This is a genomic window from Saccharothrix luteola (assembly GCF_020859565.1).
In the GTDB taxonomy this organism is placed as follows: domain Bacteria; phylum Actinomycetota; class Actinomycetes; order Mycobacteriales; family Pseudonocardiaceae; genus Actinosynnema; species Actinosynnema luteola.
Map to the genome: position 1 here is coordinate 110,449 of NZ_JAJHUO010000019.1, position 23,755 is coordinate 134,203.

Here is a 23,755-nt window from a genome sequence, read left to right on the forward strand (position 1 = left end):
AGAATCGCCGCACCTGCGAGGATGAGTCCAACAAGTGACACCTGCCCACCCATGAGAGTTGTTCATGGCCCTGAACCTCGCGCAGCTCCGCGCGTTCCTCGCCGTCGTGGACGAGGGCGGTTTCGGCACGGCCGCCGACGCGCTCGGCCTCACGCAGTCCGCCGTGTCTCACGCCGTGGCCGCGCTCGAACGCACCCTCGGCCACCCGGTGCTCCTCCGGCGCGGCAGGCCCCGGCCGACGGCGTTCGGAGCGGAGGTCGTGGCGCACGCCCGGGCCGCGGTGGCCGCGTCGGTGGCGATCACGGACCTGGCCGCGCGGCGCGGTGGGGCGGCCCGCGGCACGATCAGGCTGGCGGCGCCGCCGACCGTGTGCCAGGGGCTGCTGCCGGAGCTGATGTCCCGGTGGGAGGCGGAGTTCCCGCACGTGCGGGTGCGGGTGTTCGAGGGCGAGGACGACGAGGTGGCCGAGTGGCTGGCCAACGGCACGGTGGAGATGGCCGTGGTGGTCGACCCGCCGCCCGGTCACGGCGTGCTGGTGGGCGAGGACGCGTTCCACGCCCTGGTGCGCGCCGACCACCCGTTGGCAGGGGTGGGCGAGGTGCACGTGGCGGACCTGGCCGACGACCCGTTCCTGCTCTCGTGCGGCGGGTGCGAGCGGCACGTGCGGCAGGTGCACGCGGGCCTGCCGTTCGACCCGCTGCACCGGGTGCGCGAGCTGGGGACGTTGCTGGCGATGGTGCGGGCCGGGGTCGGCATCTCGATCGTGCCCGGTCTGGTGGCGTCGATGCCGGCCGCGGGGTTGGTGCTGGTGCCGTTGCGGCCGAGGGTGGTGCGCCGGCTGGTGGCGTGCGGCCCGGCGGGGCGCGAGTGGCACCCGGCCGTGACCGCGCTGGTGGCGTCCCTGCGCGGCGGCGATCCCGAGTGACCTCGCGTTCCGGGTGGGTCGGTGACCGCCGGACCAGCTCGACCGCGCGTGACGCGAGTTTGATGCGCTCAGGGCGGGCAACTCCCGGGCCATGACGAGAGGCGCGCGAGCGGCGCTGGTGCTCGGCCTGGGGGTCGGCGGGTTCGTGGACGGCATCGTCGCCCACCAGCTCCTGGGCTGGCACCACATGCTGTCCGGCTGGTACCCGGACGACCTGCACCTCAACATGCGGGCTGACGGGCTGTTCCACCTGCTGTGCCTGCTGCTCGTGCTGATCGGCGTCGCCATGCTCAACCGCGCCGGCACGGTGCCGCGCCCGGTGCTGTGGGGCGGTGTGCTGACCGGTTGGGGTGTGTTCAACCTCGTCGAAGGCGTCGCCGACCACCTCGTCCTGGGCATCCACCACGTGCGTGGCGGCCCGCACGAACTCGCCTACGACCTCGGCTTCCTCGCGCTGGGGGCGATCTTGGTCCTGGTCGGCGGGCTCCTCGCGCGGGAGCGGGCGAGCCGGTGAGCGGCGTGCGCGAACGCCTGCGCCGGGCCGCCGCGGACGTGTTCGGGTGGCCGGAGCTGCGTGATGAGCAGATCGACGCCATGGAGCAGGTGCAGGCAGGACGGGACGTGTTCGTCGTGCTGCCCACCGGCGCGGGCAAGTCGGCGGTCTACCAGGTGCCCGGCGTGCTGCTGGACGGCCTCGTCGTCGTGGTGTCGCCGTTGATCGCGTTGCAGCGCGACCAGGTGGCGGCGCTGCGCGGCAACGGCGCGCCGCCCGCCGCCCTGGTGAACTCCGCGCAGTCCGAAGTGGACAACGAGGCCACGTGGGCGGCCGTCGGGCGCGGCGAGGTGCGGTACCTGTTCGTCTCGCCCGAGCAACTGGCCAAGCCCGACGTGCCGGACCGGTTGGGCGAGCCCGCGTTGGTCGTGGTCGACGAGGCGCACTGCGTGTCCGTGTGGGGCCACGACTTCCGGCCGGATTACCTGAGGCTCGGCTCGGCGGTGGAGCGGATCGGCCGGCCGCCCGTGCTCGCGCTCACCGCCACGGCGGGCACGACCGTGCGCGAGGACGTGATCACCCACCTGGGTCTGCGCGACCCGGTCGTGGTGGCCGTCGGGTTCGACCGGCCCAACCTGTCGCTGGCCGTGCGCGCGTTCGTCGAGGACGACGACAAGCGGCGCGCGGTGCGCGACTGGGTGCGGGAGGCGCCGAAACCGGGGTTGGTCTACGTCGCGACGCGCAAGGACGCCCGCCGGTACGCGGAGGAGCTGGGCGCCGAGCCGTTCCACGCGGGGATGAAGGCCGCGGAGCGGGAACGCGTGCAGGACGCGTTCATGCGCGGCCGGGTGGACGTGGTGGTGGCGACCTCGGCGTTCGGCATGGGCATCGACAAGCCGGACGTGCGGTTCGTCGCGCACGCGTCCGCGCCCGGTTCGCTGGACGCCTACTACCAGGAGATCGGCCGGGCGGGACGGGACGGCGAGCCGGCCGAGGCGGTGCTGTTCTACCGGCCGCAAGACCTGGGGTTGCAGCGCTTCCTGCAGTCGCGGCACGTCGACCGGGACGCGCTGGCCGGGCTGGCGGCGTTCGTGCGCGACCACCCCGGGCTGCGGGTCACCGAGCTGGCGCGGGAGATCGGGCAGTCTCGCCGCAAGGTCACCTCCGGGGTGAACCTGCTGGAACGGGTGGGCGCGGTGGAGGCGGCCAAGTCCCGGTTCCGACTCGTCGTCGAGCCGGCGCGGGCGGCCGACCTGGCGTCGGAGGAGGCGGAGCGGCTGCAACGCCTGGACCGGTCGCGGATCGAGGTGCTGCGGGCGTACGCGGAGACAAGGGCGTGCCGGCGGCAGCACCTGCTGGGGTACTTCGGCGAGGTGCTGGAACGGGCGTGCGGCAACTGCGACACGTGCGCGCGGGGCGAGGCGGGCACCGGTGTGTCGGCCAACCCCGAGTACCCGGCGCAGTCGCGCGTCCACCACGCCGAGTGGGGTTCGGGCACGGTGGTGCAGAGCGAGGCCGACCGGCTCACCGTGCTGTTCGAGCAGGTCGGGTACAAGACGCTGTCGTTGGAGGCGGTGCACGCGGCCGACGTGCTCGGCCGACACCCGGAGACGTGACAGGTCCGCTCGCCGGCGGGGTGGGCCGGGGCGCTGCGGCCTGCCGAAGGCTGTCCACAGTGGACAGATGGTTTACTGGTGCGGACACCGCCGCCGCCCGACCGGGTTCCACATTTGATCACCGCAGATCAGTTGGAGGAGACCGACGTGTCCGTCATCAGCCCGATCCGCGGGGCGCTGTCCCTGCTGTCCGTCGTGGCCGCTCTCGCCGCGGTGCTCGCACCGGCCGCGACCGCGGCCCCGACCGCCGACCCGACCACCGACCTCACCATCTCCGTGTACGGCCGGTTGACGCCGGTCGTCCGCGAGTTCCGCCTCACGTGCGACCCGGACGGCGGCACGCACCCGCAGCCCAAGGCGGCGTGCGAGGCGATCCGGAAGTCACCGGGCACGATCAAGCCGCCACCGCCGACGGCGAACTGCTACGACCGCGTCTTCGGGCCGGAGCACGCCAAGGTGAGCGGTCGGCTGTTCGGGGTCGAGGTGGCGGCCGAGTTCAACCGCCGCAACTCCTGCGAGGAGGACCGCTGGCAGGCGTGGCTCCCGGTCTGGGGCTGACGCCCCCGGCTGACGCCCCGGGCCGGTGGTCGACCGGCCCGGGGCGCCACCGCAGGCGCTACTCGCGGGTGATCTTGTAAGCGCGGATCACGGTGTGCTCGAACGTGTTGCCGTCGCTGTCGGAGCCGGACGCCTTGAGCGAGACGTAGCCGGCCGCGTCGGGATGCCGCACGAGGGCCGCCCCGCCCGCCACCGGCACCCGGCGCCAGGTCTTGCCGTCGTCGAACGACACGTCGACCCGGACCTGGCCCACCTCGCCGTTGTCCGCGCCGTCCTGCTGCTCCACGACCAGCGGCACGCTCAGCAGCCGTCCGGCGGGCGTGCCGCCGGCGGCGTCGAGCTCCGGGTTGAACCGGACCACCGACATCGGCAGCCGGCGGCCGTGCCCGTCGGGCAGGGTCGCCATCCGGAACGTCCACGCGCCGCTGACCCGCGTGCTCAGCTCGTGCGCGGTCGGATCGCGGACGATGTCGTGCTCCACCCGGTAGCGGCCCTCGCCCTCCGGCACGGTGAACTCGCCCCACTGGTCGCGGAGTTGGCCGACCAGCCGCCCGTCCCGGTACACGGAGGTGCGCGCCGACTCGTGGCCGCCGCGGCCGAGGTTGCCGTCGCGGTCGTTGATCAGCGGGATCTGCGCCGTGACGCGGTCCTCGTGCACGCCGAGGTAGGTGGCCGAGTAGCCGGACAGGCCGGGCCCGAGCACCGGGCGCCCGAACCGCTCCACGTGCTCCTCACCCAGCCGGTACGTGCGGTTGAACGAGGAGTAGTCGGCCTCGGTCCGGTACTGGGGCGACAGCCGCTGGAAGCCCCAGCTCCACGTGAGCCGGTCGGGCGTGACCAGGTCGACGACCGCGCCGCCCACGGGCACGGGCAGGCCCACCGACCAGCCGCCCGAGCCGTCCGGCGGGCTGGCGTTGCCGCTGTGCAGGTACTGGCGGTCGGCCGGGCCGGGCGCGAACGTGGTCCGCACCTCGGCCAGCTCGGCCCTGGTCGGCGCGCGGGTGTACCCGGTGGGCACCGCGCCCTGCTCCATCCAGCGGAACCGGTAGTGCGTCGGCGTGCCGTCGACCGGCGGGCTCTGGAACTGCGCGCCGATCGAGACGGTCAGCTCCTGGTCGGTCAGGGTCGGGCCGACGTGACCGAGCGCCATGTCCCCGAAGCCGCCGAGGAACGCCGTGTTGAGCACCACGCGCCTGCCGTTGAGCACCCGGGACACGTTGATGTCGCCGATCATCGGGGCCGCGGCGGGGTCGGGCGCGGTGACCTGCAGCGGTTTCGCGACGCGGGCGTCGAAGGTGTAGCGGGTGTGGTCGGCGTCGACGGTCAGCGCCGGCCGGGCGAGCACCCAGGTCTTGGGCCACGACCGGATCACTGCCCGCGCCATGTACTCGCCCTTGGGCACGCGAGCGCGAGCGGTGCCGTCGGGGCCGTACAGGTTCTCGTAGACGTCGTTGTTCATGCCGACGAGCGCGGTCGAGTTGTCCAGGGCCGGGTTGCCGTCGGCGTCGATGTTCTCGATCGCGATGTCGTAGCTCTCGACCTCGCGGGCGAGGCTGACCGGGACGCGGGTCGGCCCGCCGACCAGCGCGCCGGAGTAGACGCCGTCGAGCGTGCCGACCCTGGTGTCCGCCGTGACGGCCACGGCTGCCGTGCCGCCGGCGGGCACGGTGACCTTCGCCGGGGTCGCGGTGAGCAGGCCGGCGGGTGCGGCGGCGCCGTTCGGGCCGCGGAGCTCGGCGGTGAGGTCGAACGTGACGGGCTCGGGACCGCTGTTGCGGTAGGTGACGGTCTTGGTGACCGGGGTGTCGTCGTGGTGGGGCCACAGCTGCTCTTCGAACGTGACGCTCACCGGCGTCGCGCCGACGGTCGCCGTGATCGCGCGCGGCACGTCCACCCGGCCGGTGCCCTGGTCGAACACGGACAGGCCGGGGTTCGGCTTGGCGGAGGCCATGAGCACGGCCTTGAGCTGCGCGCCGGTCCAGTCGGGGTGCCGCTGGGCGAGCAGGGCGGCGGCGCCCGCGACGTGCGGCGTGGCCATCGAGGTGCCGGACAGGGCCGTGTGCCGCCTGCCGACCGGGGTGCCGAGGATCCCCTCGGCGGCCTTGGCGGCGACGATGTTCAGGCCGGGCGCGGTGATGTCGGGCTTCACCGCGTCGTCGCCGTTGCGCGGGCCGCGGCTGGAGAAGTGGGCGAGGTCGTCGTCGTGCCGGACCGCGCCGACGGTGAGCGCGGCGTCGGCGCTGCCCGGCGAGTCGATCGACTTGGACCGCCCGCCGTTGCCCGCCGCGACGACGAACAGGGTGCCGGTCTTCTCGGTCAGCTGGTTGATCGCGTCCTCGAGGGGGTCGACGCCGGGTGAGTCGTAGCCGCCGAGGCTGAGGTTGACGATGTCCGCACCCTCGTCGACGGCCCACTGCACGCCGGCCAGGATCGCGGACTCGGGGCAGCCGTTGGCACCGCAGACCTTGCCGTCGAGGATGCGGGCGTCGGGCGCGACACCCCGGTAGGTCCGGCCGCCGCCGGCGATGGTCGCGGCGACGTGCGTGCCGTGCCCGGTGACGTCGGTGGCGTCGGGGTCGGCGGTGAAGTTGCGCTCCACGACCTCCTTGCCCCTGAGGTCGGGGTGGTCGCCGTCGACGCCGCCGTCGAGCACGGCGACCCGGACGCCCTTGCCGGTGAGGCCTGCCCGCCAGGCGGTCGGCGCGCCGATCTGGGCGGTCGAGCGGTCGAGGGACGGGCGCAGCACGCCGTCGAGCCACACCCTGGTCACGCCGGGGTCGGCGAGCAGGTCGCGGAACACGCCGCCGGCGTCCGCCTTGGGCGCCTCGGTGGCGAAAGCGCCGGGCAGCGCGCGGGCGGAGCGCAGACCGGTGGTCGGCGTGCCGGTGACGATGAGCGGCACGTGGTCGCGGCCGGCGTCGTCGTAGCCGGCTTCGATCAGGCCCGTCACGTCGAACAGCCGCGGGTCGAGCTTGCCCGCGGCGATGCCCTTGAGCGCGTCCTCGGGGACGACGTTGAGCCGACCGTCCCGATAGGTCGAGTGGAAGGTGACGTCGTCGCGACCCGGACCGGGCCGCAGCGACCCGACCGCCTCGCCGGTCACCACCACCCGGTCACCGGTGACGAGGGTGACGGTCCGCGGCTGGACGCCCGCCGCGGGGGTCGCCGACGCGGTCTCCGCACCGGCCACCCCCGTGACCGGTGCGGAGACGAGCCCTAACGCCAGGACGGCGGCTCCCAGGGCTTTACCGCGCTTTCGTGGTCTGAACACGCATACCTCCCGGATTCGGCGCGCGCGAGGATCGCGCGGTCCGGGGGCGTCGCAGACCCGCGGTGGCGGTGGAACCGGAAGGTGACGAAGCCCCCGACGCCTCGACGCTAGCCACCCGTCACGGTGCGGTCAGCGTCTTTTGGAAGGGTGTTCGGCCACCCGAATGCACTATCGGCGGCTCGTGCGCGGTCACCAGGAGAGGTCGCCGGACTCCACCCGCGCGGTGAACGCGTCGGCGTCCGGGGCCACCGGCAGGGCGTCCGACAGCGACACGGGAGCCGGGTCGAGGGTCAGGTCGAACGAGAGCCGCCCGCGTGCGCCGTCGTCGCCGATGACCGCCATGCCGGCGGTCTCGGTGGCCTCCAGCGTCTCCATTGGCGTGTAGAGGGTGACGAACGTGTCGCCCCGCCACCCGCTGCGGAACCACGACTCGCCCTGGAGGTAGCGCCGCCACGCAACCGGCAGCGGACGTACCAGCGCGGCCTCGGCGCGGTCGAACTCCTCGTCCGCCACCGGACCCCGGTACTCGGCCTCGCACACGATCTCGCCGACGACGTTGGCGTTGAACTCCTCCAGGTCCTCGGCGGGCACCCAGTGCTCCAGCACGTCACGCCCGCCGGCCTGCCGCACGGGGTACCGGTCGAGGAAGTCGCGCCGCACGCTGAACCGCGTGACGAAACCGACGCCCTCGGCGGGCACGTTCCACTCGCGCGCGATCTTGGTGGCGTACCAGCGGTTCGCCACCGGGTAGAAGATCGGCTGGTCGGGCAGCCGCGGCGGCCACGCCCGCCACCTCGACGCCGCGACGAGGTCCAGCTCGGCACGTCCGGTCGGGCGCCACAGGTCCACCATGTCCATGGCGGAAGGGTAGGTCGACCTCCCCGCGGCACCACCGGATTTTCGGCGCGCCCCCGGTTCAGCCCACGTCCACGTTCACCGGCATGCCCGTGACGGGCCGCCCGGTGGCGAAGGCGATCGCCGCCGCCGCGGGCGGGTAGGCCAGTTCTCCCAGGCCGCCGATGGGCGCGTCCGACCGCACGAGCACCACGTCGACGTCCGGCGCCTGGTCGATGCGCGCCCACGCGTAGTCCCGGAACGACGACTGCACGACCCGACCGTCCCGCACGGTGATCTGCGCGCCCGACACCGTGGACAACGCGTCCATCACGCCGCCCTCGACCTGCGCCCGCACCCCGGACGGGTGCAGCACCGGGCCGACGTCGACGGCCGCCGTGACGCGGCGGACCCGGCCCTCGGAGGCGTCGGCGATCACCGCGATCACCGAGCCGTAGTCGTCGTGGCACGCCACACCGCGGCTGGAGCCCGGCCGGGCGGTCCCCGCCCTGGCCGCCGCCGCGTCCAGCGCCCGCCGCAGCCGCGAGTCGGCGGGCAGCAGCCGTCGCCGCAGGTCGACCTGGTCGAGCCCGGCGCGGTGGCCGAGTTCGCTCAGGAAGTTCTCCTCGGCGTACTGGAAGTGCCCGGCGTAGACCGCGCGCCAGAACCCGGTGCGCAGCGGCGCGGCCCGCAGGACCACGTCCACGCGGCCGGGCACCGCGTACGGGAAGTGGTCGCCGCTGGCCTTGACGATGGCGGGGTTGTCGAAGAACGGCAGGACGGTCAACGGCCAGGTCGCGATGCCGTGCGCCCGCCACGTGGGCATCCCGGACGCGTCGAGGACCGCGGACAGCCGGTGCACCGACATCGGCCGGTACGAGTCGTGCCGCATGTCGTCGTCGCGGGTCCACAGCACGCTCACCGGCGCGCCCACCACCCGTGAGCAGCCGACGGCCTCCAGCACCGGGTCGGGCTCGATGCGCCGGCCGAACGCGCCGCCGGTCAACGTCGGCTCGACCCGCACGGCCGCCTGGTCGAGCCCGAGCTGACCGGCCAGGGACTGCCGCAACGAGCCCGGGTCCTGCGTCGGCGTCCACACGGTGAGGCCGGTGGCGGTGAGGTGCGCGGTGGCGTTCATCGGTTCCATCGGCGCGTGCGCCAGCAGGGGCAGCCGGTAGGTGGCCTCGAACGCCACCGGGCCCGGCGCGGTCGGCACGGCGGGCAGCGCGGCCTCCAGGTCCGCGAGCCACTGCCTGCTGTCCGCGGTGGGCGTGCCGCCGCGCCACGTCACGCGCAACGCCTCACGCCCGCGCAGCGCCTCCGGCACCGACCGGGCGATCACCGCCACCCCGCCCTGGCCGGACGTCGCCGGGTCGAGCGTCGTCACCGCGACCACGCCCGGCACCGCCCTCGCCGCGCTGTCGTCCACCGCGTCGACCAGCGCCCCGATCCACTGTGGACGGAGCACGACGGCGACCAGCGCGCCCGGCGGCCGGGTGTCGATGCCGTACCGCGCCCGGCCGGTCACGATCGCCTTCGCGTCCACGCCGCCGGCCCGGGTGCGGCCGAGCAGCCGCCACCGCTCCGGCGGGGTCGTCGTCACCGGCACGGTCGCCGGGTCCAACGCCGCGGCGTCCCGCACGAGGCTCCCGTACCGCAGCACGCGCCGCCCGTGGTGGACCGCGCCGTCCCGGGCGGAGCACTCCTCGACCGGGACGCCCCACCGTCGCGCGGCGGCGGCGACCAGCAGGCAACGGGCGGTCGCGGCGGCCCGGCGCATCGGCTCGTAGAGCTGCCGGGCCGAGAACGAGTTGCCGACGCCCTGGTACCCGAACCGGGCCGTGTCGCCGTGCGCCTGCTCCAGCCGGACGTCGTCCAGGCCGACCGCCAGCTCCTCGGCGACCAGCAGCGCGACCATCGTGCGCACACCCTGCCCGGAGTCGGGCTTGGGCGCGGTCGCGGTGATCCGGCCCCGTTCGTCCAACCGGACGAAGACGTTGGGCGCGAACTCCTCGGCGGCCTCGGCCGAACCGGGCAGCGCGACGGGCACGGAGACGACGAGCACGCCACCCAGGAACGTGCGCCGGCTGATGCTCATCGCTCATCCCGCTTCAGCTGGGCCGCACGGCGAACGGCCGCCCGCACCCGCGTGTAGGTGCCGCAGCGGCACACGTTGTCGCGTAAGGCCGCGTCGATCTCGGCGTCGTCCGGGTCGGGGTTGGCGGCCAGCAGCGCCACCGTCGACATGATCTGGCCGGCCTGGCAGTAGCCGCACTGCGGGACGTTCAGCTCCAGCCACGCCCGCTGCACCGGGTGGTCGCCGTCCTCCGACAGGCCCTCGATGGTGGTCACGCGCTTGCCCTGCGCCTCGCTGACGGGCGTGACGCAGGGCCGTGCCGCCTGACCGTCCACAAGGGAGGTGCAAGCGCCGCACGCCCCGACCCCGCAGCCGTACTTGGGTCCGAGCACGCCCAGCTGTTCCCGCAACGCCCACAACAGCGGTGTCTGCCCGGGAACGTCCACTTCCCGCCGCTCGCCGTTGACGTGCAACCGGTATCGCCCCACCGCGGCCTCCTCCACGTTCGGCCTGACCTCATCGTGGTGGCGCGCGGACCGGCAGGCAATCATTCGATCAGCCGCTGAAGGATGGTCCGGGTACGGCCGACAGGCGGTTGCGCGCCTGCTCCGACCGGGTAGGTCAGGGCCTGCGGCCGCGGAACGTGCGGCGCAGGTCGTCCACCCAGGCGTCGGGGTTCTCCCACGGGATGAAGTGGCCGCCGCGGTCGTGAGCGGTGACGTTGACGTGGTTGAAGTACCCGCTCAGCGGGCCGGTCGTGAACGCCCGGACGCGTTCGTCGGCGGTGCGGATGCCGGGCGGGTTCTCGTAGGTGACGAAGGTGAGGCCGACCGGGGCCCGCACCACCGGGGTGCGGTCGTGGGAGGGGGTCCAGGGGTGGCGGTTGGCGTTGGCGTAGTAGCGCATCGACGTGGCGATGGAGTTGTTCGCCCAGTAGATCGTGGCGTGGGTGAGCAGGTCGTCCTTGGTGAAGACGGACTCGACGTCGCCGCCGTTGTCGCTCCAGGCGCGCCAGCGCTCCAGCAGCCAGGCGAGCAGTCCCGCGGGCGAGTCGCTGAGCCCGTGGGCCAGGGTGGCGCCGTCGAGCACGTGCACCGCGAGGTGGGTCGCGAAGCGGTGGTCCAGCTCGACGATGCGGGCGCGGACGTCGGCGGGCTGGTCGTCGGTCAGCGGCCGGTTGCGGGCGAAGTCCCAGGCGCGGGGGCCGGTGAAGAAGTCGAGCGGCAGCCCCGAGCCGATGTGGATGCCGTACAGCTCGTCGGCGTACTTGTGGCCGAGCTGGCTGGAGACGACGCCGCCGATGTCGCAGCCCCCGGCCGCGTACTTCTCGTAGCCCAGGGCCTCGGTCATCAGGGTGTGCCAGAGGTCGGCGACCTTCCAGAAGTTGACGTCCGGGAAGCCGGTGAGCGGACCGGGGAAGCCGAAGCCGGGCAGGGACGGCACGATGACGTCGAACGCGTCGGCGGGGTCGCCGCCGGACGCGGCCGGGTCGGCGAGCGGGTCGACCACCTTCGACCAGTGCCAGAACGTCCACGGCCAGCCGTGGGTGAGGATCAACGGGATCGGGCGTGGGCCGCGGCCGGGCTTGCGCATGAAGTGCACGGGGACGCCGGCGACGCTCACCCGGTAGTGCTCGTAGGCGTTGATCGCGGCCTCGGCCTTGCGCCAGTCGTAGCCGTCCCGCCAGTAGGCGACCAGCTCGCGGAGGTAGCTGTGCGGCACGCCGTAGGACCAGTCCTCGTTGCCCTCGTCCAGCGGGGGCCGGGTCGACGTGAGCCGGTCGCGCAGGTCGTCGAGGACCTCGTCGGGCACGTGGATCGGCGTGGGCTCCAGGGGGAAGGCGTGCGAGGTGATCACCAGCGTGGTCCGTTCCGGGTGAGGCCGTGTCGTCGGCCTCGAACGTTTCCACACCCGCCCGACGCGGCGCCGCGCACGGGCAGCTGTCCGACGCTCCTACTATGAAACGTTTCACTTCTGTGCGACAGTCGTGGTCCGCCCGCCAACCGTCACCGACAACCGATCCCCGAGGTCTTCAATGAGGAAGGCACCACTCGCGGCGGCCATCGTGCTGGCCGCGTCCCTGGTCCACCCCGGCGTCGCGCAGGCCGCGCCGGGCGTCACCCTGCTGTCCGACACGCTGCTCGACCAGTCGGCGCTGTACTTCGTCTCCTACGACGGCCTGGTCAACAACAACGCGTTCCAGGACGCCCTGGTCACCTACAACGGCCACCAGTACGCGGCCTGGTACACCTCCACCCGCAACGCCGTGATCGCGCGGCGGGTGTTGGGCGGCAGTTGGGAGAAGGCGGTGCTGCCGCACCGGCTGAGCACGAACGACTCGCACAACGTGATCTCGCTGGGCATCTCGCCCCAGGACGGCACGCTGCACGTCGCGATGGACACCCACGACACGCGGCTGTACTACTCGAAGTCGGTCGCCGGGCTCGCGTCGCAGCCCGGTTCGCACGCCTGGTCGCCGTCGGTGTTCGGCGCCGTGCAGCGGACGCTGGGCGGCGTGGAGCTCGGCAACATGACCTACCCGCAGTTCGTCGTCACGCCCGAGGGCGCGTTGCAGTTCAGCTTCCGCACGGGCCGGTCGGGCAACGGCGTGAACGAGCTGGCCGAGTACACCGGCGGCGCGTGGCGGCGGCTGGGCGGGTGGTCGTCGGCCACCGGCAACTACACCGGTCCGAACGGCGTCGTGTCCACGACCCGCAACATGTACCTGCACGGCCTGACCTACGACCGGCGCGGTCGGCTGCACGCGGCGTTCACGTGGCGCGAGGGCAACTCGGGCGTGCTGTGCAGCCCGGGCGGTCTGACCAACCACGACACCGGCTACGCCTACAGCGACGACCGCGGTCGGACCTGGCGCAACGGGGCGGGCGCGGTCGTCGGCACGACGGGCGGCACGCGGGTGTCGGTGACCTCGCCGGGCCTGGTCGCGGACCCGTTGGACCCGAACCACGGCCTGATGAACCAGGAGGGCCAGGGCGCGGACTCGGCGGGCACGCCCCACGTGGTGATCAGCTACGTGCCGGGCCGGTTCACGCAGTGCGTCTCGAACTACTCGCAGCAGCGCGCCCAGTACGGCCGGACGTTCCACGTCGTGCGCAACGCGAACGGCACGTGGACCAAGCGCGAGGTGCCCGTGCCGCCGGGCAGCACCCAGCGGACCAAGCTCGTGTTCGACCGCGCCGACAACGCCTACCTGGTGATGCCGCGCGGCCGGATCGTGTCGGCGAGCAAGGCCTCCGGGTGGACCGACTGGGCCCTGGTCTTCGACCGGTCGTCGATGAACGCGTTCGGCGAGGTCAACGTCGACACGTCCAGGCTGGCCGCGGACGGGGTGCTGTCGGTCCAGTACCAGCAACGCTCCAGCGGCACCACGCCGTCACCGATCCGGGTGGCCGACTTCCGCCTCGGCTGAGGCCGGTTCGACACCGCCCGCTCGGGCACGCGATCCGCCTGCTCGGTCAGGGGTCCTCGATCCGAGGATCCCTGCGCCGGGACGGCGACTCAGTACCCGACGTAGCCGGTGCCGGCGTTGATGCCGACGAGCCCGGGGTGGCGGGCGAAGCCGCCGTAGCGCGCGTAGGTGTAGCGGACGCCCGCGATGATGTTGTCGACCGGCGCGTAGATGTCGTCGTAACCGGCCAGCTTGTACGACTGGAACGTCGGGTCGATGCACTGCATCAGGCCCTTGGAGGGTGTGCCGCGGGCGGCGTTGGAGTCCCAGGTGTTGACGGCGTTGGGGTTGCCGTTGGACTCTTTGATGATGATCGTGTAGATCTCGTCGACGCTGCTCTCGTCGATCGCGGTGCCGTTGGCGGCCAGGACGGCGATCGCCTCGCGGATCCAGCCCTCGATCTGGCGCTGCTTCGGCGGCTTGCGCGCCTCCTCGGCCTCGCGAGCCTCCCGCGCCGCCTGCTCCTCGGCCGCCTTGCGGGCCGTGTAGCCGTCCTGCGCGATGCCGCTGGCCTGGTTGAACGTGTGCAGCGCGGCCAGTTGCTCCTGGCGGATGATCCGGGCGGTCTCCGAGCCGAGGTCCACGGCGTGCACCGTGTCGACCTTGCCGGTGCGCACCGTCTCGTCCGGCACGCCGCCGAGGTCCGCGCCACCGGCCACCGGGCTGAACGTCCCGGTCATCGCGTGCGCCGCCGCTCCGGCGCCGGAGACGATGCCGACGGCCACCGCGACTCCGGCGATGCGTCGCGGGAGGACCCGCTCGGCCTCGGCCCGGTGCGCGCCCTTGTAGCCGGGCGGCGGCGGGGGTACCTGGAAGGTGGTCTGCCCACGTTTGTTCTTGTGACGGACATGCCGAGCCAAGGGTGCAGCCTCCTGCGGTCGGGGAACTCCGTCACCGGAGACCTGGCGGGGGATCCAGGTGGACTCGGGCCGTCCCAGGGGATGTCGGGCCCGTGTCCCTTCGGTGATGGAACCGTGATCTGCGGCCGAGAACGTAACCGTTCGTGTTTTGCGGAGGCAAGGCATGGGCGTTAATGGGTGACGCTCGTCACGTTTGTGCCGAGCAACCACTACCGATTGTTGCTCTGTGTGCCACTAGCGGGTGAGAAGGGTAGTGGGCGTGGTGACGGACCAGCCTCGAACGGCGCAAACGCGGGAGCCACCGCCACCTCGGCGCCCGTCACCGGGTTGTGGACGAGGTGCCGGGCCGGTCCGAGCGCGGTCGCCTCGGCGTTCATCGCGGCCACGTCGGCGGCCGGCCACCGCCCCGTCCCGATCCGCTCGAACAGCACCCGGAACGCGACGATCTCCTCGGCCGCGCTGAACCGGCAGTGCCCGGCCCGGTCGACGGAGTACTGGCGCAGCCGCTCCGGCTGCCGCACCCGGGCCGCGTAGGCCGACCCGTTCGACGCCGGCAGCAGGCCGTCGCCCGCGTTGTGCACGGTCAGCACGGGCCACGGCGTCAACCCCACCGGCAGGCTGGTCCGCGCCAGGTACGCCACCGCCCGCGCATCGGGCGCGACCCTCGGCGCGGCGGCCAACCGGTCCAGGTCCGCCTCCAGGTCGAGCCCGGCCGCCGCGTACGCCTTCGACACCAGCGCGCGCTCGTCGGACCGCGACAGGAGCCGCCGGTAGTCGACGCCCGCGTTCCAGCTCGGGTTGCCGCCCGCCCACCTCTCCATGTCCGCCCGCGCCGGCCCCGCCGCCCAGACCCGGAAGTACCGCAACCAGACAGCCGCCCAGTCGACCTGCTCGTCCACGGACGCCGGGCGCGGCGCGGTCGGGTCGAACCAGCCCGGCACGTCCGCCAACGCCGCCGCCAGCGCCAGCCGCGGCCGGGCCGCCGGGTCGGCGGAAGCCGCCGTGACCGCCTCGGTCAGCCGCGCCTCGTTGGCCGCCGGGTCCGCCGCCTCCACCAGGTCGACCTCCACGCCCAGCAGCACCGACAGCGCGAACACCACGTCGAGCCCCGAGTTCCAGTACGTCGCGCCACCCGCCGTCGCGCCGCACAGCGACAGCGCGCCGTCGAACCGCCCGGGGTTGCGCTCCGCCAGCACCAGCGACGTCGCGCCGCCGATCGACGCGCCGGCCGAGACCGTCCGCCGGGGCGCGCCGACCTCGCGCCGGAACCAGTCGAGCAGCGCCACCTGGTCGCGCAACCCGTCCTCGGCCGACCACCCGACCGGCGTGCGGAACAAGGACGCGCCCAGCGCGTAGCCCTGCGACAGCAGGTGCTCCTCGGTCTCCGGCCGGTTGGTCAACGGGATCGCCGCGGGCATCGAGCCGAAGGCGCCGTGGCTCCACAGCACGAGCGTCCCGTTCCACCGGTCCGGCACCATCACGCGGTACCGCGCGCCGTCGATCTCCCCTTCGTAGCGGCGGACACCGCTCGCCGCCGCGGGTGCGACGACCAACCCCATGAGCACGACCACGAGCACGACCCCGAGCTTGCGCATGACGCCGTTCCTACCGGGTGCCGCGGTGCTCACGGGCGGGTTCCGCGTGAATTCCGGACAACGGGCCGTCCGGAGTCCGCAAGAGTGCGGTGACGTGGGGCGATCGTGCCGGAACCGCCCGAACCGGACCCTCCGGACGGCTAAAGTCGGAAGTCCTGCGTCACGCCGCCGGGGGTGGGACGAGGCTGGTCCGCGAGGAGTCCGGTGGCCGAACACGGTGCAGGGGAGCGCTTGTCGTCCGCCGACGTCGTCGACGCCCTCGTGAAGCTCCTGCAGGACCTCACCGAACGACCCCGGTTCGGCGAGCTGCCCGGCCGCCGGGCCGGCGCTCGGGTGAGCGGGGATCGGGGCATCCCGCTGGTCTGCCTGGTCCGCGGCAAGCCCGCCGCCGGTCTCCTCCAGGTGCTCCAAGCCCACCTGCGCGGGGCGGACCCCGGCCGCGTGCCGCACGCGTACCACCGCTTCCCCGAACCGGCCGACGACGCCGGCGCACCCGAGACCGGCGCGTTGGAAGCGGTCGGCTCGGTGCTGGTGCGCGTCGCCCGCGAACTGGCGCACGGCGCCAACGACCGCTACGGGCGGCACGAGTTCCGCCGCTTCGAGCTCGTCTACTGGCTGATGAACCAGCGGACGGACGGCGTCGACCCCGAGTCGGCCGCCACCCTGCTGACCCGATTACGGGAGCGGGACCTCCGCCGGCGCAGCGGCGACGACCTGAAGGACGTGCTGGACGACGCCACCGGGGCCGCGCCGTGGTGGGTGCGGCTGGTGGTGCGGCTCGTGCCGTCCTTCCTGTTCCGGGCGAAGCTGCGCGGGCTCGTGCCGGGCAGCGAGTACCGGTGGCTGCTGCGCCAGCCCTACCTCGCGCCGCACGACCCGGGCACGTTCATCGGCTTCGCCGAGCGGCTGACGTCCGCGCTGGTGCCCGGCGAGAGCGCCGAGCCGCGCGAGGACACCGGCCAGCTGGCCAAGCTGCTGGTCAACGCGTTCCTGGAGGACGTGCGCCGCGCGTACCACCGGTCGTGGTGGCGGATCAGGTCGGCCCGCCGCACGGTGTACCCGGTCGTGCTGCTGGACGGCATCCGTCGCGACAACGGCGGCTACGCCGTGCTGAAGATCATCAACGACGTGCGCAACGACACCGGCGCGTTCGACCCGCTGGTGATCATCAGCGGTAGCGCCAAGGTGCCGCCGGACGCGGAGACCACCGCCGAGCGCGAACCGGCGTCGGTGAGCCAGGCCAGCCACGCCTACGAGACGTGGGCGCGCAGGCTGGCCACCGACAGCCGGGGCCGCCGACCGACCGCGTGGTTCCTGCCGTTGCAGGTGCCCGACGTGAGCGTGGTGCGCGTGGAGGTGCCGCCGAAGGCCACCCTGTCCGTGCGGCAGGCGCCGGTCTGGTCGCGCACGTCGGTGCTCGCGATCGTGGTGCTGCTGCTGCTCGCGTCGGTGGCGACGGTCGGCTACCGGCACGTGCGCGACATCGTGGCCGCGGACGAGGCGTGGCGCCACGAGCACTGCGGGCTGGACCGCGACAACCCCGACGCGCACACCCTCAAGCGGATCGGTGACGACTGCGTCGGCGTCACCACCGGGCACGTGCCGCTGTTCGGCGAGGCGGACCCCGCGGACCTGCGGCGCTTCAACCGCATCCAGGAGCTGATCGTCCGCCAGAACGCGGAGGTGCTGGCGGCGCACGAGCGCGACCCCGACCGTCCCTACGCGACCGTCGTGTACGTGTCGGCGATGGGCGCGGCGCGCGACGCGTTGGCCAGCAACACCGCCCGGCTGGTCGGCGTCGCGGCCAGGCAGGCGCGGCAGCTCGACCGCACCGACTCCGACGAACCCCTGATCCGGATCCTGCTGAGCAACGCGGGTTCGGCCATGCAGCACGGTGACGTGGTCGCCGAGAAGCTCCAGTCGATGCTGGCGAAGGACAAGAGCATCATCGGCGTGCTCGGGATGGCGTTGAGCAGCACGCCGACCAGGAACACCATCGCCAAGCTGGGCGGGGTCGGGCTGCCGGTGGTGGCCGCGACGCTGTCGGACGACGCGATGCCCACCGCGTCCCGGATGTACTTCCAGGTCTCGCCGACCAACGACCGGCAGGCGCAGGTCGCGGCGCGGCACGTGAGCGCGGCGTACCCCGACAAGCGGGGCGTCGTGATCGTGCACTCCAGCGACGAGGCGGACTCCTACGCCGCCAACCTGCGCCTCGACGTGGCCGCGCGGTTCGCCGAGCAGGGCCTGCAGGTGCGCGAGGAGCCGTACCAGCCGGTGGCGGTCGGGCAGGGCTCCGACGCCCGGCGGCTCGGCCAGTCCCTGTGCGACGTCGGCGACGACGAGGTGGTGTTCTTCGCCGGGCGGCCCGCGGACTTCGGCAAGCTGCTGGACGGCGTGAGCGCGGGGTGCAAGGGCGACCCGCCCGCGCTGCTCGCCGGTGACGACATCGCCCGCTACGCCGCCGACGACAAGCTGCGCGGCCGGCACCCGGAGATCCCGTTCGAGTACGTGTCGTTCGCGGTCGGCGCCCAAGGCTGCGCGGCGGCGACCGAGATGTACCAGGCGTTGCGCGAACTCGTGCCGGAGGAGTGCGAGGGGAACGCGGACCCGTCGCTGGACGGCCACGCCGCGCTCACCTACGACACCCTCTACCTGTACGTGCACGCGATGATCCAGTTGGGGGGCATCCCGGTCTCGCCCGGCCACATCTGGAAGGAGATGAGCGACGTGGGCGGTCCGCGGGCGCTGTCCGGCGAGAGCGGCGTGATCGACTTCGGTGGTGGCCAGGTGCCGATCGACAAGTTCCTGGCCGTGCTGCGGGTGGCGGACGGCAAGGCGCCCACCGTGCTGGCGTCGTGCGGCGGCTACCCGAACCGCCAGGACGTCGACCTCCGCCGCGCGTCCTGGTGCCCCACCACGCCACGCTGAGGCTGCCCGCCACGCTGGCGTGGTTCGCCACGCTGGGGCCGCTCGTCCCGCTGGGATGGCCCGTCGCGCTGGAGCCGCTCGTCCCGCTGCGGTGGCTCGTCGCGCTCGTCGCGCTCGGCCGCTCGTCGCCCACCGGTCGCCCACCGAACCCCGCCCGCCTGCACCTCCCTTCACCTACCCGCTCGCCTACGCCTCCTTTCACCCGCGCACCCGCTCGCCTCCACCTCCTTCCGCCTGCCCACACCCGTGTCCGCCGCCGGGCCGGCCGTTTTATCCGGCTAACGTGAGAAATGCGATTGGGGTTGTCCTGGGTTGCACTCTTCGCCCGGTCGAGTGATCCGACATCCCGGTCCGGCAACGCGTCCACAGCGGTCCGCATCGTTGCGGTCACCGGTTCGGAACGCCGTAGGACCATGGCGGGCGATGGGTACTCGGCGACGGCCCTGGCAGGGGCGGAGGGTGCTCGGCCAGCGGGCCTTGGCGTTCGGCGCCTCACAGGTCGTGCAGGCCGGGCGGGACGTCCACGTCCACTACGTGGTCGATCAACGTCCGGTGCTCAGGCGCGCCGACCTCGTGCGACGGGTGCTGCCGGCGACCGTCGAGCAGACTCCCCGCTCCCCGCTGCGGGGCCGTGAGGACGACCTGGCCTTCCTGCGCGACAACGTGGCCGCGGGCAGTCCGGTGGTGGTGACGGGACCGAAGGGCGCGGGCAAGACCCTGCTGCTCAAGCACGCGGCGAAGACCGGGGAGCTGTCCGGGCGCGTGCTCGGCGACGACGTCGGCATGGTGTGGCTGAGCGGGAGGTTCCGGACCGCCGCGCACGTCGTCCGCGAACTCCTGCAGGAGTGCTTCGAGGTCGACGCGGACGTGATCGTGCCCGACGCCCTGGCCCGACGGGCGCTCGGCGACGTCCGTGCGCTCGTCGTGCTCGACGGCGTCGACCTGCCTCCCGCCGAAGCGCAGCTCCTGCTGTCCGCCATGCCCCGCAGCGTGTTCGTCCTGTCGTCCCGGCGCGACGACCTGTGGGAGGTGGGCCGCACGCGGCCGTTGGGCGGGCTGCCCCTGGCCGACGCGATCACGGTGGCGCGTGACGAAGTCGGCGACCGGGTCGACGTCGACGAGGTGGAGAGCGACTGGCGGGAGTGCGACGGCAACCCCCGGGACATCGTCGAGCGCGCCGCGGTCCGTGACGCCGCCCGCCGCCTGGGCGCGGTGCCGCAGGGCGAGTCGAGCGCCGAAGCGCTCGCGCAGGGCCTGGCCATCGTCCTCGGCTCGCTCACCGACCAGGCCCGCCGCGCCCTGGGCACGCTCGCCGCGCTGGGGGACGACGTGCGGTGGGGCACCCGGTTGCTCACCGCCATCTCCGGCGTCCCCGAGGCCGAGGGCGCGGCGACGCTGGCACGCAAGCGCTTGGCGCACTTCGAGGACGACGGCTACCTCGTCAGCGACGTCGCGGCCCGGTCCGCGCCGTTCACCGGATCGGATCTCGTCCCACTCGTCGACCGCGTCACGGAGTGGGTGACGAGCGCGCCACCCGATGCCGTCGCCGCCGAGCTCGACGTCCTCGAACGCGCGCTGAAGCGGACCCTGGACGCGGAGCTGCACGAGACCGCGCTGGCACTGGCCCGCACGGCCGCCACCGGGCTCGCGTGGACCCGGCACTGGGGCGCGTTGGCGATCGTGCTCGGGCTCGGGTTGCGCGCCGCGATCGGTGCCGGGTCGGTGCGCGAGGAGATCTCCTTCCGCTACGCGCTGGCCGTGTGCCGGCTCAACGACGGCAGCACCAGGCAGGCCGCCGAGGTGCTGGCCGGCGCGTTGAGCCTGAGCGGCGACGACGAGCGGCTCGCCGTCCGCGTGCGCGAGCTGGACGCGGAGATCCAGCACCTGTCCGCCCGGCAGCCGTGGTCCGCGCTGGACGCCGTCCTGGCCAGGGTCGCCGAGGCGGGCAGCACGGTGGCGGCGTCGGCCAGGGCCGTGCGCGACGCATGCGGCGCCGTGCTGACGAGCACGCCGGCAGGGGCCCAGCTGGCACGGCTGGCGCAGGAGAACCCGGCCGTCGTGCGCGGGGTCGCGTCGATGGTGGCGGTCGCCGGTCTGGTGCTGGCCACCATGTCGGCGTCCGGCAGCCGTGACGAGGCCACGGCCATGCCGCCGACCGGCGTCGTCGCCGGACAGCCACCAGTCGCCACCAGCGAATCGAACCCCGCACCGACCGACTCGAACTCCGCCGCCACCGGCACCCCGCCGAACGACCCCACCCCGACCACACGGGTCTCCACCAACGGCGCCACACCGGAGGACCGGCAGGCACCGGGCACGAGCCGCACCGAGTCACCACACCCGCAGACCACCGAACCGCGGACGACGATCCCCGCCACGTGGGGGCACGTCCGGGTTTGGACCGTCGACGGCGCGATCGGGACCACCCGCCCGCTGTCCGGCCCCACCGTGCCTAACAACAACGAAGCGAACTGGACCTACGGCCCGTGGGAGATGATCACGCCCGCCGCCGGCTACCCGACCGCCACGCACGTCGCCGTCGGCAAGCAGCGGATCCGGCTGCCCGCCGTCGGCGCGCCCGGTGGCAGCGTGAAGGTGACCACCCAGGACTACGCCGCCTGGGGCGGTGCGGTCGGCTACCGGCCCGGCGTGTCCTGCCAGCCGTCCACCTGGTTCCAGGACGGCGCCGACGAGGTGGTCGACGTGGTGTGCTTCGACCGCGCGGGCAACCCGGCCGACGTGCCGTTCTTCCTGCGGTACGTGGCGGGGTCCGCCTCGACCGGGCGCGGCTTCGTCTTCGACGACCAGCCCACCGCGCCCACCTTCACCCCCGACTGGCGGCACGGCGTGAACGCGGGCGCGGTCACCAGGACCGGTGTCGGCCGCTACACCGCGGACTTCCCGGGTTCGGCGGGCGGCGCGGTCGAGGTGACGGCGGTCGGCCCGGCGCTGCGCCACTGCGCGGTGACGGGCAGGCGGGGGCAACTCGCCGACCTGGCGTGCACGGCGCCGGACGGCTCGCCGGCGGACACCGCGTTCACCGCCGCGTTCACCGTGGACCACAACCTGCTCGACGACCCGCGCAAGCCCGTCGGCGACTACCTCGTCATCGGGGACTCGCCGTCGTCGAGCGCGCCGGTGATCACGGCGAAGTGGGCGTCGGGCAACGCGCCGACGACGCTGGAACGGCTGTCCACCGGCAAGTACAAGGCGCACTTCACCAACGGCTACATCCGCAGCACCGTCCACGTGACCGCGCACGGCCACGGCAACCACTGCGCCGTCATGCAGCTCAACGACTACAGCCGTGCGGACGACAGCCACTTCTGGATCGCCTGCTTCGACGCCGCCGGCGCCCTGGTCAACACCGGTTTCACCCTGATCTACACGTCCACGAGGATCTACTGAGGCGCTCAGCGTCCCCGCGTCATCCAGTCGCCCTGGTGCGGCGCTTCCGCGCCGATGGTGGTGTCCTCGCCGTGACCGGTGTGCACGACCGTCCGCTCCGGCAGGGTCAGCAGCCGCCGCGAGATCGAGTCGACGATGAGGTCGAAGTCGGAGTACGACCGCCCGGTCGCGCCCGGACCGCCGTGGAACAGGGTGTCGCCGGTGAAGACCACGCCCAGCGCGGGCACGTGGAAGCAGCACGCGCCGGGCGCGTGGCCGGGCGTGTGCAGCACGTGCAGCCCGATGTCCGCCACCTCCACGACCTGGCCGTCGGCGAGGTCGCCGTCCGGCTGAACGTCCGGGTGGGTCATGTCCCACAGCACGCGGTCGGCGGGGTGCAGCAGGACGGGCGCACCGGTCGCGCGGGCGAGATCCGGCGCCACGCGCACGTGGTCGTCGTGGGCGTGCGTGACGATGATCGCCTTCACCTCACGGCCGCCGACGACGCGGAGGATCGCCCGCACGTCGTGGGGTGCGTCGATCACCACGCACTCGGTGTCGTCGCCGATGACCCAGACGTTGTTGTCCACGGCGAAGGTCTGGCCGTCGAGGGTGAACGTGCCCCGCGTGACGGCGTGGTCGACGCGCGCCATCAGCTGACCACCGCCGAGCGCGGCACGTCGGTCACCTCGACCGGTGCGCCTCGGCCCCGGGCCACCACGCCGCGAACCGTCTGAGTCACTGAGAACCCTTCTCGGGCCGATCCGGAGGTCGGCGGTCGCCGTGCGGGAGAACGCCTGCGCGGGCGACTCCCCTCGCACGGCCTCGTCGAACGCCACCCTCGCAAGGCGGGGCTCGGCCCGCAACCGCTGCCACTGGTCCGGGTGGGTGGGTCGACCGGCCCGCCGAGTCGACGAAGCCCGCGATGTGAGTATGCCCGCGCTGGTCAGCGCTCCACGGCCAGCCGGACGCCCAGCCCGATGAACACACCGCCGGTCGCGACGTCGATCCGGCGGCGGGCGGCGTGCCTGCGGCGCAGCCAGCCGCCGATGCGGCCGGCCAGCACGCCCACCGCGCCGTCCACCACGAACTCCAGCGCGATCAGGATCGCGCCCAGGATGGCGAACTGGAGCCACACCTGCCCGAGGTCCGGGTTGATGAACTGCGGCAGGAACGCGATCGTGAACGTGACCATCTTCGGGTTCAGCAGGTTGGTCGCCATCCCGGTCAGGAAGGCCCGGCGGCCGGACATGCCGCCCGTCACCGGCTCGCCGACCACGGTGCGCCCGCGGTGGCGGATGGCCTGCACGCCCAGGTAGACGAGGTAGGCCGCGCCGATCGTGCGGACCACCGTGAACGCCACCGGCACCGCGGCGAACAGCGCCGCCAGGCCCGCGGCGGCCACGATGACGTGGACGGCCTCGCTGGTCGCCACGCCCGCCGTGGCCAGCAGACCGGCGCGGGGGCCGCCGCGCATCCCGCACCCGAGGACGAACAGCATGTCGGGGCCGGGCGTGACCATCGCGACGACGGTGGTCACCGTGAACAGGACGAGCAGGTGCTGGTCGATCGGCATGCCGGCATGCAAACACCCGGTCGGCGTGATGCGCCCGTGAATTCCCAAGCACTGGACCGCGCCCACCCGGACCTTCCCCCGCGATCCCCGGGCGTCCGGAGTGGACACCCCCGGAATTGTCGGACCCCTTTGGCACCATCACGGTGTCGAGGAGGGGAGCAGC

At 73.4% G+C, this 23,755-nt stretch carries 16 protein-coding genes; 7 read left to right on the forward strand and 9 right to left on the reverse strand.

Features of this window, described 5'->3' with window-relative positions:
• Nucleotides 1-64 precede the first annotated feature (64 nt).
• The 4 genes from LNK82_RS25980 (at nt 65) to LNK82_RS25995 (ending at nt 3,592) form a co-directional block, all read left to right on the forward strand.
• Entirely contained in the window at nt 65-925 is an 861-nt protein-coding gene (locus LNK82_RS25980) for a LysR family transcriptional regulator (protein ID WP_230569613.1), read from the forward strand.
• Between the two features lie 91 nt (nt 926-1,016).
• Nucleotides 1,017-1,439, forward strand: a complete 423-nt coding sequence (locus tag LNK82_RS25985) for a DUF2243 domain-containing protein (RefSeq protein ID WP_230569614.1) — start codon at nt 1,017-1,019, stop codon at nt 1,437-1,439.
• Entirely contained in the window at nt 1,436-3,034 is a 1,599-nt protein-coding gene (locus tag LNK82_RS25990; RefSeq protein ID WP_230569615.1) for a RecQ family ATP-dependent DNA helicase, read from the forward strand. The genes LNK82_RS25985 and LNK82_RS25990 overlap by 4 nt, the downstream gene beginning before the upstream one ends.
• A gap of 147 nt (nt 3,035-3,181) precedes the next feature.
• The gene (locus LNK82_RS25995; protein ID WP_230569616.1) at nt 3,182-3,592 is read left to right on the forward strand and encodes an SSI family serine proteinase inhibitor; all 411 of its coding nucleotides are present in this window, start codon (nt 3,182-3,184) and stop codon (nt 3,590-3,592) included.
• Between the two features lie 58 nt (nt 3,593-3,650).
• Here the strand turns inward: LNK82_RS25995 and LNK82_RS26000 are convergent, their stop codons facing one another.
• The 5 genes from LNK82_RS26000 to LNK82_RS26020 all read right to left on the reverse strand — a co-directional run bounded on the left by LNK82_RS26000 (nt 3,651) and on the right by LNK82_RS26020 (nt 11,631).
• Nucleotides 3,651-6,863, reverse strand: coding sequence for a S8 family serine peptidase (locus LNK82_RS26000; RefSeq protein WP_230569617.1), 3,213 nt, complete (start codon nt 6,861-6,863; stop codon nt 3,651-3,653).
• A gap of 189 nt (nt 6,864-7,052) precedes the next feature.
• Nucleotides 7,053-7,721 (reverse strand): hypothetical protein, encoded by a 669-nt coding sequence (locus tag LNK82_RS26005; protein ID WP_230569618.1) that lies wholly within the window; start codon nt 7,719-7,721, stop codon nt 7,053-7,055.
• Nucleotides 7,722-7,779: 58 nt separating this feature from the next.
• Entirely contained in the window at nt 7,780-9,795 is a 2,016-nt protein-coding gene (locus tag LNK82_RS26010) for a xanthine dehydrogenase family protein molybdopterin-binding subunit (protein ID WP_230569619.1), read from the reverse strand.
• The gene (locus tag LNK82_RS26015) at nt 9,792-10,262 is read right to left on the reverse strand and encodes a (2Fe-2S)-binding protein (RefSeq protein ID WP_308257271.1); all 471 of its coding nucleotides are present in this window, start codon (nt 10,260-10,262) and stop codon (nt 9,792-9,794) included. Before LNK82_RS26015 ends, LNK82_RS26010 begins: the two co-directional genes overlap by 4 nt.
• Before the next feature lie 133 nt (nt 10,263-10,395).
• Nucleotides 10,396-11,631 (reverse strand): epoxide hydrolase family protein, encoded by a 1,236-nt coding sequence (locus tag LNK82_RS26020; RefSeq protein ID WP_230569620.1) that lies wholly within the window; start codon nt 11,629-11,631, stop codon nt 10,396-10,398.
• Nucleotides 11,632-11,809: 178 nt separating this feature from the next.
• On the opposite strand from LNK82_RS26020, the gene LNK82_RS26025 reads away from it, so the two are divergent.
• Nucleotides 11,810-13,204, forward strand: a complete 1,395-nt coding sequence (locus LNK82_RS26025; RefSeq protein ID WP_230569621.1) for a BNR repeat-containing protein — start codon at nt 11,810-11,812, stop codon at nt 13,202-13,204.
• An 89-nt stretch (nt 13,205-13,293) separates the two neighbouring features.
• On the opposite strand, the gene LNK82_RS26030 is transcribed toward LNK82_RS26025, so the two are convergent.
• Both LNK82_RS26030 and LNK82_RS26035 read right to left on the reverse strand, forming a co-directional pair.
• Nucleotides 13,294-14,103, reverse strand: a complete 810-nt coding sequence (locus LNK82_RS26030; protein ID WP_230569622.1) for a transglycosylase SLT domain-containing protein — start codon at nt 14,101-14,103, stop codon at nt 13,294-13,296.
• A gap of 209 nt (nt 14,104-14,312) precedes the next feature.
• Nucleotides 14,313-15,698, reverse strand: coding sequence for an alpha/beta hydrolase (locus LNK82_RS26035; RefSeq protein WP_230569623.1), 1,386 nt, complete (start codon nt 15,696-15,698; stop codon nt 14,313-14,315).
• A gap of 204 nt (nt 15,699-15,902) precedes the next feature.
• Between LNK82_RS26035 and LNK82_RS26040 the strand changes: the two genes are divergently transcribed.
• Both LNK82_RS26040 and LNK82_RS26045 read left to right on the forward strand, forming a co-directional pair.
• On the forward strand, nt 15,903-18,629 hold the full coding sequence (locus tag LNK82_RS26040; protein WP_230569624.1) for an ABC transporter substrate-binding protein: 2,727 nt from the start codon (nt 15,903-15,905) through the stop codon (nt 18,627-18,629).
• A 423-nt stretch (nt 18,630-19,052) separates the two neighbouring features.
• Entirely contained in the window at nt 19,053-22,037 is a 2,985-nt protein-coding gene (locus LNK82_RS26045) for a hypothetical protein (RefSeq protein WP_230569625.1), read from the forward strand.
• Between the two features lie 5 nt (nt 22,038-22,042).
• Here the strand turns inward: LNK82_RS26045 and LNK82_RS26050 are convergent, their stop codons facing one another.
• Nucleotides 22,043-22,672: an MBL fold metallo-hydrolase gene (locus LNK82_RS26050; RefSeq protein WP_230569706.1), complete on the reverse strand. Its 630-nt coding sequence runs from the start codon at nt 22,670-22,672 to the stop codon at nt 22,043-22,045.
• 290 nt (nt 22,673-22,962) lie between these two features.
• Nucleotides 22,963-23,592: a LysE family translocator gene (locus LNK82_RS26055; protein ID WP_230569626.1), complete on the reverse strand. Its 630-nt coding sequence runs from the start codon at nt 23,590-23,592 to the stop codon at nt 22,963-22,965.
• Nucleotides 23,593-23,755 lie beyond the last annotated feature (163 nt).

What these genes read in the sequence shown, in the direction of transcription:
- LNK82_RS26005 (WP_230569618.1), bottom strand. Translation starts at nt 7,721, where the DNA reads ATGGACATGGTGGACCTGTGGCGCCCGACCGGACGTGCCGAGCTGGAC.
- LNK82_RS26010 (WP_230569619.1), bottom strand. Translation starts at nt 9,795, where the DNA reads ATGAGCATCAGCCGGCGCACGTTCCTGGGTGGCGTGCTCGTCGTCTCC.
- LNK82_RS25980 (WP_230569613.1), top strand. Translation starts at nt 65, where the DNA reads ATGGCCCTGAACCTCGCGCAGCTCCGCGCGTTCCTCGCCGTCGTGGAC.
- LNK82_RS26055 (WP_230569626.1), bottom strand. Translation starts at nt 23,592, where the DNA reads ATGCCGATCGACCAGCACCTGCTCGTCCTGTTCACGGTGACCACCGTC.
- LNK82_RS26025 (WP_230569621.1), top strand. Translation starts at nt 11,810, where the DNA reads ATGAGGAAGGCACCACTCGCGGCGGCCATCGTGCTGGCCGCGTCCCTG.
- LNK82_RS26035 (WP_230569623.1), bottom strand. Translation starts at nt 15,698, where the DNA reads ATGCGCAAGCTCGGGGTCGTGCTCGTGGTCGTGCTCATGGGGTTGGTC.
- LNK82_RS25985 (WP_230569614.1), top strand. Translation starts at nt 1,017, where the DNA reads ATGACGAGAGGCGCGCGAGCGGCGCTGGTGCTCGGCCTGGGGGTCGGC.
- LNK82_RS26045 (WP_230569625.1), top strand. Translation starts at nt 19,053, where the DNA reads ATGGGTACTCGGCGACGGCCCTGGCAGGGGCGGAGGGTGCTCGGCCAG.